Origin of the sequence: Mesoflavibacter zeaxanthinifaciens DSM 18436, assembly GCF_000422365.1 — a bacterium.
Classification (GTDB): domain Bacteria; phylum Bacteroidota; class Bacteroidia; order Flavobacteriales; family Flavobacteriaceae; genus Mesoflavibacter; species Mesoflavibacter zeaxanthinifaciens.
The window spans coordinates 35,561-47,599 of the sequence record NZ_AULQ01000010.1 but is presented as its reverse complement, the minus strand read 5'-3'; the positions used below and the strand labels follow the sequence as shown (position 1 = coordinate 47,599).

The following is a 12,039-nucleotide window of genomic DNA, read 5'->3' as shown; positions in this document are numbered from 1 at the left end:
TGCACAAAAATCTAACCCTTACGGTTTGGTAAAGTCCTAATTTAAACAGTTCTTTGTGTTTTTGATTGCATGAGTTTAGTAAGACTAAATATTAAAGGAATTTCGTACAGCCAAACCCAAAATGGCGCCTATGCGCTTATCTTAAACGAGGTAGATGGTGACCGTAAATTACCTATCGTTATTGGAGCTTTTGAAGCACAATCTATAGCTATTGCTTTAGAAAAAGAAATTAAACCACCTAGACCACTTACCCACGACTTATTTAAAAATTTTGCAGACCGTTTTGATATTGTCGTAAAACAAGTCATCATACACAAGTTGGTAGATGGTGTTTTCTACTCTTCATTAATTTGCGAACGCGATAAAATTGAAGAAATTATTGACGCAAGAACCAGTGATGCTATTGCATTAGCACTTCGTTTTCAAGCACCTATTTTTACTTATAAAAATATTCTAGACAAAGCTGGTATCTACTTAAAAGTAGATCCAAAAGATGAAGACAGCGAAGACGATGATGTACTTGTTAATGAAATAATTAACGAAGAATTAGAATTAGAACCTTCTTCTGAAGACGAATTACAGTCCAAAAACATAGAAGAACTCCATAAACTTTTAGATGAAGCTGTTATCAACGAAGACTACGAAAAAGCAGCAAAAATTAGAGACGAAATATCTAAAAGATAACTTACACTTTTTACAGATGAAAAAATTTTTAATTGTTACAGTAACCTTCTTACTTGCATTTACCTCTACTTTAGCGCAAGATATTAGTAAAGATTGGTTGTTAGACACTAGTAACATTAATATCAATTCTACAGACACCAAACCGCTAATTATTCAAAAAAACACAGAGCTTAAATTAAATCAAGGTTCTTTTAAGCTAAAAGATGCTAGTGGAGATTATATTTTTCAAAATAAAGTTTTAGTTTTTTATTATGATACACCTTTTGAAATGACAAAAAGGTTTAAAATTAAAAACTTAACAGATTCAACTTTAGTGTTATCCCAAAAAGAAAACATTTATAAGTTTGTTGTAAAACCACAATCCAAAAAAGAAACAACCGTTGCAGAAGCAAATCAAATAATCCCAAATCAAGGATTTTCATTTAATAGTTTATGGCGTGGTGCGTTAGGTATGGTTTCTTTAATAGTAATAGCTTTTCTATTTAGTAGTAATCGTAGAGCTATTGATTGGAAAATTGTTGGAATAGGTCTAGCTTTTCAATTATTAATTGCAATAGGTGTTTTAAAAGTAGACTTTATAAAAAATGGTTTTGAATTTGTTGGTGGACTTTTTGTAAGTGTCTTAGATTTTACAAGAGCAGGAAGCAAATTTTTATTTGAAGGCTTAGTAGTAGATATGGATACTTTCGGTTTTATCTTTGCCTTTCAAGTGTTACCAACTATCATTTTCTTTTCAGCATTAACATCTGTTCTTTTTTACTTAGGAATTATTCAAAAGGTAGTTAAAGGAATGGCTTGGTTATTATCAAAAGCCTTAAAAATTTCTGGAGCAGAAAGTCTATCTGTTGCTGGTAACATCTTTTTAGGACAAACCGAAGCACCTCTATTAATTAAAGCATACTTAGAAAAAATGAATAAGTCTGAGATGCTTCTTGTTATGATTGGTGGTATGGCTACTGTTGCTGGCGCTGTACTTGCCGCTTACATTGGATTTTTAGGAGGTGAAGATGAAGCTTTACGCCTTTTCTATGCTAAACACTTATTAGCAGCATCCGTTATGGCTGCTCCAGGTGCTATTGTTATTTCAAAAATACTATATCCTCAAACCGAAAAAGTAAATACAGACGTTGAAGTGTCGCAAGAAAAAATTGGATCTAATATTTTAGATGCTATTGCCAACGGTACTACAGAAGGTTTAAGACTTGCTGTTAATGTTGGTGCTATGCTTTTAGTTTTTGTTGCTTTTATTGCAATGATTAATGGTATTTTAGGTTGGGTTGGTGATGTTACTACATTTAATACTTGGATTGCAGATAATACACCGTATCAAAATTTATCATTAGAACTTATTCTAGGTTACATCTTCTCTCCTCTTATGTGGTTAATTGGTGTTGCTAAAGAAGACATGGCTTTAATGGGACAACTTTTAGGAATTAAATTAGCTGCATCCGAATTTATTGGATACATTCAGTTAGCAGACTTAAAAAACATAGCAAATCCAACACATTTAAAGTATGAAAAGTCAATTATTATGGCTACATATATGCTTTGTGGATTTGCAAATTTTGCTTCTATCGGAATTCAAATTGGTGGTATTGGTTCTTTAGCACCTGGACAACGTAAAACATTATCGCAATTTGGTATAAAAGCTTTAATTGGAGGTACAATTGCTTCTCTAATATCAGCTACAATTGCAGGAATGATTATTGGTTAAAACAATTTCTGCGAAAGCAGAAATCTTTAAATCCAAGACGTAACTTTTTCATTTAAAATAGTAGTTAATAACTTTTAATATCTTAAAATCAATTAACTAATTAACTACATTGATTTTTGTTTATTTTCGTTTTTAGCTATTTCTTATTTCAAAATAACTAGCTATTTTTATAACTAAAAATGAGATTTCTGCTTTCGCAGAGATAGTATTATGAAGCAATATCACGACCTTGTAAAACACGTTTTAGAACACGGAAACGCAAAAGAAGACCGTACAGGAACAGGCACCAAAAGTGTTTTTGGTTATCAAATGAGATTTGATTTAAGTGAAGGTTTTCCTATGGTAACCACAAAAAAACTACACTTAAAATCTATTATACATGAGTTACTTTGGTTTTTAAAAGGCGACACCAACATTAACTATTTACAAGAAAACGGTGTAAGAATCTGGAACGAATGGGCTGATGAAAACGGAGATCTTGGTCCTGTGTATGGTCACCAATGGAGAAACTGGAATAGTGATGAGATTGACCAAATAAAAGAAGTTATAGATACACTAAAAAACAATCCAGATAGTAGACGTATGCTAGTATCTGCTTGGAATCCTTCTGTAATGCCAGACACTTCTAAAAGCTTTAGTGAAAATGTTGCAAATGGTAAAGCGGCTTTACCACCTTGTCATGCGTTTTTTCAGTTTTATGTGGCTAATGGTAAATTATCTTGCCAACTATACCAACGTAGTGCAGATATCTTTTTAGGCGTACCGTTTAACATTGCATCTTATGCTTTATTCACAATGATGATGGCGCAAGTTTGCGGTTACGAAGCTGGAGAATTCATTCATACTTTCGGAGATGCACATATTTACAACAACCATTTAGAGCAATTAGAATTGCAATTATCTAGAGACTGCAGACCATTACCAACAATGAAATTAAATCCTGAAGTAAAAGATATTTTCGATTTTAAATTTGAAGATTTCACATTAGAAAATTATAATCCGCATCCACACATTAAAGGTGCAGTTGCTGTTTAATAACAATTATATGTTCGGCAAAAAAAAGGAAAAACCGCAGATAGATAGAGAGCAATTAGAATTAATAAAAAATGCTCAACAACGTGTTAAACAAAAAAAACGCCTATACTATCATTTTGTTATATTTTTAATTGGCGCTTTATTTTTAATCTTAGCAAATACCGTTTTAGGTATTGGTCAAGATCTAAAAATTTTTGGTCAAGATTGGTTTGTAATTGCTATTATTGTTTGGTTATTCTTATTTGCTTTTCATTTATTTAATGTATTTGTTACTCATAAATTTATGGGTAAAGAATGGGAAGAAAAACAATTGGCTAAGCTAGTAAACAAACAAAAAGTACGCATAGAAAAACTAAAAGCACAACTGGAAAAAGAAGATTTAACTATTGCAGAAAGTCAAGTATTTAATCAAAAAAACAGCAAAATAGTTGACAACTTAACTATGATTGTTGCTGCTGGCGAAAATAACGAAATAGGAAAAGATAACGATCTTATTTGGCATCTTCGTGATGACCTTAAACGCTTTAAATCACTAACTTCTGGACATCATATAATTATGGGTCGAAAGACTTTTGAAAGTTTTCCAAAACCATTACCAAATCGCACACACATTGTAATTACAAGACAATCAAATTATAAAGCGCCAGATGGTGTTATAATTGTTAATAGCATAGAAGACGCAATAAACATAGCTAAAAAAGACTCGCAACCTTTTATTATTGGTGGCGGAGAAATTTACAAACAGGCTATGCCATACGCTAGTAAAATAGAAATTACGCGAGTACATGCAACATTTCCGGAAGCAGATACTTTTTTCCCGAAAATAGATACTTCAATATTTAAAGAAACCTCAAATGTTTTTCATAAAAAAGATGATAATCATCAATATGAGTTTTCATTTTTAACATTTGAGAGAATTTAATTTATTACTAAGTTTCATTCAAAATTTACCTAATTTCGCATTATGGTAAAAGACATTCAACTTCGTGTTTCTCTTAAAGAAGAAGAAATCCCAGATATATTATTAATTAAATCTGCGGAATGGTTGTCTATACCGCGTGAAGACATTTCTGGCATTAAAATACTGCGTAAATCCATCGATGCACGTAAGCCTAAAATTATCTTCAACTATAAAGTTTCAGTCTTTATAAAAGAACCTGTTCAGGAAACTTCCGATTATCATTTTGAATACAAAGATGTGTCTAACGCTAAACCAATTCATATTATTGGTTTTGGTCCTGCTGGTATGTACGCAGCATTGCGCTGTATAGAACTTGGTTACAAACCCATAGTTTTAGAACGTGGCGCCAATGTACAAGATAGACGTCGCGATCTTAAAGCCATTAATCAAGATCATTTTGTAAATGAAGATTCTAATTACTGTTTTGGCGAAGGTGGCGCAGGAACATATTCTGACGGAAAATTATACACACGAAGTTTAAAACGTGGTGATGTACGTCGTATTTTTGAAAATCTTGTTTTTCATGGTGCAACAGATAAAATTCTGGTCGATGCGCATCCGCATATTGGGACTAACAAACTACCAAAAGTCGTTCAAAATATTAGACAAACTATTTTAGATTTTGGTGGCGAAATTCATTTTAATACGCGTGTTACTGATTTCATCATAAAAAATGAAAAAATAGTTGCACTTCAACTTAATGATGGCAAAGAATTAACTACCGAAAAAGTAATTCTAGCAACAGGTCATTCTGCAAGAGATATTTTCTATTTATTAGACAAAAAACAAATTGCAATTGAAGCTAAAAGTTTTGCAATGGGCGTACGTGCAGAGCATCCGCAGCAGATTATTGACAACATTCAATATCATTGTTCTGGCGAAAGACATCCGTTATTACCAGCTGCTTCATACAGTTTGGTACAGCAAGTAAACGGACGTGGCGTGTACAGCTTTTGTATGTGTCCTGGTGGATTTATTGTTCCTGCAGCAACTGCAAATGGCGAAGTTGTAGTTAATGGTATGTCACCTTCTAGACGTAACAATAAATTTGCTAATTCTGGTATTGTTGTTGAAATTAATGCGGACAAAGATTTACATAAATACGAACAATTTGGCGCTTTAAAAGCACTAGAATTTCAAAAAGATTTTGAAAAATTAGCCTTTACCTCAGGTAATCGTGATCAAACTGCGCCAGCACAACGTATGACCGATTTTGTAGAAGGTAGATTATCTTCAACTTTAAACGAAACGTCTTATCAACCAGGTATAAAAAGTGCGCCTTTACACAGTTTATTTCCTAAAATTATAGGAAGTACTTTACGTAAAGGGTTTAAAGCTTTTGGTGATAAAATGAAAGGCTATTACACCGAAGAAGCCAATATTATTGGTGTAGAATCGCGTACCTCATCACCAGTTAGTATTCCAAGAACAGACCAATTATATCATCCAGAAATCACCAATTTATATCCTTGTGGTGAAGGTGCTGGTTATGCTGGCGGAATTATTAGCGCAGCAATGGATGGCGAACGCTGTGCAGAAGCTGCTACTGGGAATTTGTAATTTATATATCCAAGAATATAGAGACAATAACCTAGATTTTTTCTAATATTTTAAATCAATTTAACATAATTCTCGATACAACGCTTCTATCGTCGCGACACTCGAACTTACGTCATGTAGTTATTAATTTTCGTCACTTCTAGTGATTTATGAAGTATGAACAAATTGTATCGAGAAGCTTTAAAATCAATAGTTTTCTTTAATATTTTATTCCTATTTTTGCTCAATAATTAAGAAACTAAATTTAATGAAAGCATATATTTTTCCTGGTCAAGGTGCTCAGTTTACTGGTATGGGACTTGATTTATACGAAAACTCTCCAGAAGCTCAACATTTATTTGAAGATGCCAACTCAATTTTAGGGTTTAACATCACAGATATTATGTTTGAAGGTACTGCAGACCAATTAAAAGAAACTAAAGTAACTCAACCAGCTATCTTTTTACATTCGGTAATTTTAGCAAAAACTTTAGGTGATAACTTCAAACCAGATATGGTCGCTGGTCACTCTTTAGGTGAATTTTCTGCATTAGTAGCAAACGGAGCATTAAGCTTTGAAGATGGTTTAAAATTAGTATCTCAACGTGCTATGGCTATGCAAAAAGCTTGCGAAATTAAACCAAGTACTATGGCGGCTGTTTTAGGTTTAGAAGACAAATTAGTTGAAGATATTTGCGCAAAAACCGAAGGTGTTGTTGTTGCTGCTAACTACAACTGCCCAGGTCAATTAGTGATCTCTGGAGAAGTAGAAGCAATTAATCGTGCTTGTGAAGCTATGAAAGAAGCTGGCGCAAGACGTGCTTTGGTGTTACCTGTTGGTGGCGCATTTCACTCTCCAATGATGGAACCTGCTAGAGAAGAATTAGCTGCAGCAATAGAAAACACAACGTTTAGCAAACCTAACTGCCCAATATACCAAAACGTAACAGCTAGCGCTATTATAGATGAAACAGAAATTAAGGCTAATTTAATTTCGCAATTAACAGCGCCTGTACGCTGGACACAATCTGTACAACAAATGATTGCTGATGGTGCTACACTTTTTACTGAAGTTGGTCCTGGAAAAGTTTTACAAGGCTTAGTAAAAAAGATTGATAGATCTGCTGAAACTGAATCTGCAACAATAAGTACAGAGCAATAATGAGCGCAAGAAACATACTTATTACTGCATTAATTTTTCTTAACATTGCTATTGACCAAATCTCTAAGTTTATTGTTAGAGCTGAAGTCGGAAAAGGTAGTGTTAGTGAAATTTTTGGTGATGTATTTACACTACATAATGTTGAAAATAAAGGTGCCTTTTTAGGTATGGGTAGCGACTTTAGTCCTGCTTTACGTATTACACTTCTATTAATTTTACCAATATTAGTGTTAGCTTTTGTGCTTAGACACATTATTAAAGACAAAACCATGAACATGTTTACATTAGTTGGTTTTTGTTGTATAATTGGTGGCGGTATAGCAAATGTCTACGACCGTATTGTTTACGGGTCTGTTACCGACTTCTTACATTTAGATTTTGGTGGTTTTTTAAGAACCGGAATATTTAACCTTGCAGATGTTTCTGTAATGGTAGGAATGGGTTGTTTAATTGTAGGTAGCTTTAAAAAGAAAAAAGAAGCCAATTAAACTTATTAATATCACATAAAAAAAGCCTCGAAATATTTTCGAGGCTTTTTTTATGTTATCTAGCTAAGTTGCAATCTATACAATCTTTAACTTCGCCGTAATACGTTTCGCGATATTTGTGTAATGTTTTAAAAGGAATACCTAATAAGTGCTTCTTAATGTAGGTTACTTTTGCAGTTAATTTACCCATTTTTGGTGTAAACCTGTCTTCGTGTTTTGTTTGTCTTTTTACGGTAATCAATTTCATTGTTTTATCATTTGCATTAGCTACAAAATAAACAAGAATATTAACCAATCACGAATTTTAAAGATTAAAATATTGTTAATCAACACATTAATAAAATATCCTTAATGATTTTGCGTAATACTTACGTATTTGACAATTTAAAACCGAATAATTTATGATATACTAATTTGAATTTAGACGTTTTTGCCATTTCCAAGCAGATATCATAGCGTCGTCAAGTGAAGATTCTGCTTTCCAACCCAAAACTTGATTGGCTTTTGTCGTGTCTGCATATGCAGAAATGACATCGCCTTCTCTTCTATTAGCAATCTTATAATTAAGTTTTTCACCTGAAACACGCTCAAAAGATTGAATAACTTCTAACACACTACTTCCTGTTCCTGTTCCTAAGTTAAAATACTCGTAATTACTTGTATTATTAGATTCTAACAAGCGTTGTAAAGCGACAACGTGTGCTTTTGCTACATCTACTACATGAATATAATCTCTTATACACGTCCCATCTGGTGTTGGATAGTCGTCACCAAAAACAGATAATTGTTCGCGTATTCCAACTCCTGTTTGTGTGATAAATGGCACTAAGTTTTGTGGTACTCCAATTGGCAATTCTCCAATTTTTGCTGTTGGATGCGCACCAATTGGATTAAAATATCGCAAAGCGATTGCATTTAATTTTGGAGTGACTTTACAAGTGTCTTTAATAATTTCTTCACCTATTTGTTTGGTATTACCGTAAGGTGATTCAGCTGGTTTTATTGGTGAGTTTTCTGAAATTGGTAACTCATCTGCTTGACCATAAACAGTACAAGATGAACTAAAGATGAAATTAGATTGCTTTAATTTTGTTAATTCTTGTAACACATAAACTAAAGTGTTTATATTATTTTCATAATACATTAACGGTTGTTCTACACTTTCTCCAACTGCTTTACTTGCTGCAAAATGTATAACACCAACTATATCTTGATGGTTTAAAAAGAATTCTTGTACTTTAGATTTTTCTTTTAAATCTATATTTTCAAATTGTGGCGCTTTACCTGTAATACTTACAATACCGTCTAATACTTTTATTGATGAATTTGATAAATTATCAATTATAACGACTTCAAAACCTTTGTTTTGAAGCTCGACTACAGTATGAGATCCGATAAATCCTAATCCTCCTGTTACTAGTACCTTCATTGACTGGAATGTGCGTTAGGGATTGAGCAATTGTTGGAGCACATCTTTGATTGCGACTTGCGAAAGCCCGACCCTTTAGGGTAACGCCCTAACTATTTGCTATAAATTCTTTAATTTTTGTTGTTATAAATTCGATTTGATCGTCTTCTAATTCGGTATGCATTGGTAAAGAAATGACCTGTTTTACCAACTGATTAGTGACTGTAAAATCTGCTTCGTTATACCTGTTATCTTGATAGGCTTTTTGTTTGTGTAAAGGTATTGGATAGTAAACGCCGCAAGGGATATCATGACTATTTAGATATTTTACCAACGCATCTCTATCTACATTTTCTAATTTTAATGTGTATTGATGAAACACGTGACAATCGCAAGTATCACAAATACCTTCGCAATTATTTACGGTTTTAGGCAATGTAATTTGTGGTACGTTTTTTAAGGCTGCATTGTACTTTCTTGCTGCGTCACGACGTGCTTGATTATAATTATCTAAATGAGGTAATTTGGCATCTAAAACTGCTGCTTGGATAGAGTCTAAACGTGAATTTACACCGACTACATCATGGTGATAACGCTCGTACATTCCGTGATTTACAATACCTCTTATGGTATGTGCTAAATCGTCATCGTTTGTAAAAATAGCGCCACCATCACCATAACAGCCTAAGTTTTTTGAAGGAAAAAATGATGTTGAGGCTACATGACCTATTGTTCCTGCTTTTGCTTTTGTACCATCTTGGTATGTGTAGTTAGCTCCTATAGCTTGCGCATTATCTTCTATAACATAAAGGTTATGCTCTTTAGCTATTTGCATTATCGCTTCCATGTTTGCACATTGACCAAACAAATGTACTGGCACAATTGCTTTTGTTTTAGGCGTAATTGCCTTTTTAATAGCATCTATATCGATATTAAAATTATCTGGATCTACATCTACTAAAACTGGTGTTAATTTTAAAAGCGCAATAACTTCTACGGTTGCAGCGAAGGTGAAATCGGCTGTAATTACCTCATCACCTTGCTCTAAACCTAATCCCATCATTGCTATTTGTAAAGCATCTGTACCATTTGCACATGGTATAACATGCTTTACACCTAAATAATTTTCTAAGTTTTTTTGAAATTGATGTACTTTAGGACCATTAATAAAAGCTGTATTATCAATAATCTCTTGAATTGAAGTATCTACTTCTTGTTTTATATCTGCGTATTGACCTTTAAGGTCAACCATTTGTATTTTTTTCACTCGATTTTAATTTATAATCGTTTATGTAACGAATTTACAAAATTAGCCAACGCTAACCAATGAATTACGTATTTTAGCACAAACAATTTAATTTGAACATTATCTACAACATCCTTATTTATTTGACTTCATTAGTATTAAAAGTAATTGCGCTTTTTAACCACAAGATAAAATTAGGCGTAAAAGGTCGTGCTAACACGTTTGATATTCTTAAAAATGAAATTAAAAAAGGAGATAAAACACTTTGGTTTCATTGTGCGTCTTTGGGTGAATACGAACAGGGTTTGCCTATTTTTGACATACTAAGAAAAGACTATCCTAAACACAAAATTGTTTTAACATTTTTCTCTCCTTCTGGTTTTGAGATTAGAAAAAATGCACCATTTGCAGATGTTGTTGTGTATTTACCATTAGACACAAAATCTAATGCTAAACAATTTATTAAACTTATAAATCCTGAGTTAACGGTTTTTGTGAAGTACGAAATTTGGCCAAATTATTTAAATGAAATTAAAAAGAAGGGTTTGCGCGCCGTATTAATTTCGGCTGTATTTAGAAAAGATCAATCCTTTTTTAAATGGTATGGTACACAAACTAAAGAAGCACTTTTTGCTTTTGAACATATTTTTACGCAAAACAAAGACTCTAAAAATCTACTTGAAAATATAGGCTATAAAAATGCTACTGTTTCTGGCGACACAAGGTTTGATCGTGTTTTAAATCAGTTGCAAATTGATAATACTCTTGATTTTATTGAAACTTTTAAACAAGATAAATTATGCATTGTTATTGGTAGTTCTTGGCCAGAAGATGAAGCTATTTTAGTACCATACATTAATCAATGCAAACATGATGTAAAGTTTATCATTGCGCCTCATAATATAAAAGCTAAGCAAATTGAAGGCTTAAAAAATTCAATAAAAAAGGACACTGTTTTATTCTCAAATAAAGAGAATTCAAACCTTAAAAATGCAAACGTCTTTATCGTTGATACTATTGGTATTTTAAGTAAAATATATAGCTATGCAGATATAGCTTATGTTGGTGGCGCAATGGGAAAAACAGGTTTGCATAATATACTAGAACCAGCTGTTTTTGGAGTACCAATTATAATTGGTGCTAACTACAAAAAATTTCCTGAAGCGCAAGAAATGATTGATAATGGCAATGTCTTTTCTGTTAATGATTATTCTTCACTTAAAAACAAATTAGACTTACTTATTGAAAATAAGATATTTAGAAAAGAAACCAGTAAAAAAAGTTTCAACTTTGTAAAAGAAAAAGAAGGTACTATCATCCAAATAATAGGTTTTCTTCGTAAATAGTATATGTAACAAGGTTATAAATTAAAAAAGTAAGAGAAATATTCATTTCTTTTAAAATTCATTCATAACTTTAAAGAATTACTAATCAAAAACAATTAAAAATGAAAAAACTATTATTAAGTGCTGTTTTAGTATCTGCAATAGCCTTTACATCTTGTAGAGACGAAAAAAAAGCAGAAGAAGTTGAAGATACCATTGAAAATGCTGCAGAAGCAACAGGTGATGCTGTAGAGAATGCTGCAGAAGAAACTGAAGAGGCTGCAAAAGATGGTTTTGAAGCTACAGGAAAAGCAATTGATGAAGCTGTTGAAGAGACTAAAGAAGCAGGTGAATCTGTTAAGGACGCAGTAAAAGAAGCTACCGATGACGATAATTAAGAGAATTACTATTTAAATTGAAAAGCTCACTTAAATTTAAGTGAGCTTTTTTTATGTCTATAACTTATTGTAAATAAAA

At 32.5% G+C, this 12,039-nt stretch carries 12 protein-coding genes; 9 read left to right on the top strand and 3 right to left on the bottom strand.

What is annotated here, in order from left to right; genetic code table 11:
• The first annotated feature begins 69 nt into the window (after positions 1–69).
• The 7 genes from H574_RS0110330 to lspA all read left to right on the top strand — a co-directional run bounded on the left by H574_RS0110330 (position 70) and on the right by lspA (position 7,583).
• Positions 70–684: a bifunctional nuclease family protein gene (locus H574_RS0110330; RefSeq protein ID WP_027880506.1), complete on the top strand. Its 615-nt coding sequence runs from the start codon at positions 70–72 to the stop codon at positions 682–684.
• A gap of 16 nt (positions 685–700) precedes the next feature.
• Positions 701–2,398 (top strand): NupC/NupG family nucleoside CNT transporter, encoded by a 1,698-nt coding sequence (locus tag H574_RS0110325; protein ID WP_027880505.1) that lies wholly within the window; start codon positions 701–703, stop codon positions 2,396–2,398.
• Between the two features lie 210 nt (positions 2,399–2,608).
• Positions 2,609–3,433: a thymidylate synthase gene (locus H574_RS0110320; RefSeq protein WP_027880504.1), complete on the top strand. Its 825-nt coding sequence runs from the start codon at positions 2,609–2,611 to the stop codon at positions 3,431–3,433.
• Between the two features lie 10 nt (positions 3,434–3,443).
• Complete coding sequence (locus tag H574_RS0110315; RefSeq protein WP_027880503.1) at positions 3,444–4,355, top strand: dihydrofolate reductase; 912 nt, start codon at positions 3,444–3,446, stop codon at positions 4,353–4,355.
• Positions 4,356–4,397: 42 nt separating this feature from the next.
• Complete coding sequence (locus tag H574_RS0110310; protein ID WP_027880502.1) at positions 4,398–5,954, top strand: NAD(P)/FAD-dependent oxidoreductase; 1,557 nt, start codon at positions 4,398–4,400, stop codon at positions 5,952–5,954.
• Positions 5,955–6,201: 247 nt separating this feature from the next.
• On the top strand, positions 6,202–7,095 hold the full coding sequence (fabD, locus tag H574_RS0110305) for an ACP S-malonyltransferase (RefSeq protein ID WP_027880501.1): 894 nt from the start codon (positions 6,202–6,204) through the stop codon (positions 7,093–7,095).
• Complete coding sequence (gene lspA, locus H574_RS0110300) at positions 7,095–7,583, top strand: signal peptidase II (RefSeq protein WP_036227548.1); 489 nt, start codon at positions 7,095–7,097, stop codon at positions 7,581–7,583. The genes fabD and lspA overlap by 1 nt, the downstream gene beginning before the upstream one ends.
• Before the next feature lie 55 nt (positions 7,584–7,638).
• Here lspA and H574_RS0110295 read toward each other — a convergent pair whose 3' ends face one another.
• The 3 genes from H574_RS0110295 to H574_RS0110285 form a co-directional block, all read right to left on the bottom strand.
• Positions 7,639–7,830 carry a hypothetical protein gene (locus tag H574_RS0110295; protein ID WP_027880499.1) on the bottom strand — a complete coding sequence of 64 codons (192 nt, stop codon included), beginning with the start codon at positions 7,828–7,830 and terminating at the stop codon, positions 7,639–7,641.
• A 162-nt stretch (positions 7,831–7,992) separates the two neighbouring features.
• Complete coding sequence (gene galE / locus H574_RS0110290) at positions 7,993–9,012, bottom strand: UDP-glucose 4-epimerase GalE (RefSeq protein WP_027880498.1); 1,020 nt, start codon at positions 9,010–9,012, stop codon at positions 7,993–7,995.
• Positions 9,013–9,100: 88 nt separating this feature from the next.
• Positions 9,101–10,243 carry a DegT/DnrJ/EryC1/StrS family aminotransferase gene (locus tag H574_RS0110285; protein WP_205619341.1) on the bottom strand — a complete coding sequence of 381 codons (1,143 nt, stop codon included), beginning with the start codon at positions 10,241–10,243 and terminating at the stop codon, positions 9,101–9,103.
• Between the two features lie 107 nt (positions 10,244–10,350).
• Between H574_RS0110285 and H574_RS0110280 the strand changes: the two genes are divergently transcribed.
• Entirely contained in the window at positions 10,351–11,583 is a 1,233-nt protein-coding gene (locus tag H574_RS0110280) for a 3-deoxy-D-manno-octulosonic acid transferase (protein WP_027880496.1), read from the top strand.
• 101 nt (positions 11,584–11,684) lie between these two features.
• Positions 11,685–11,960, top strand: a complete 276-nt coding sequence (locus H574_RS0110275) for a hypothetical protein (RefSeq protein WP_027880495.1) — start codon at positions 11,685–11,687, stop codon at positions 11,958–11,960.
• Positions 11,961–12,039: the final 79 nt, after the last annotated feature.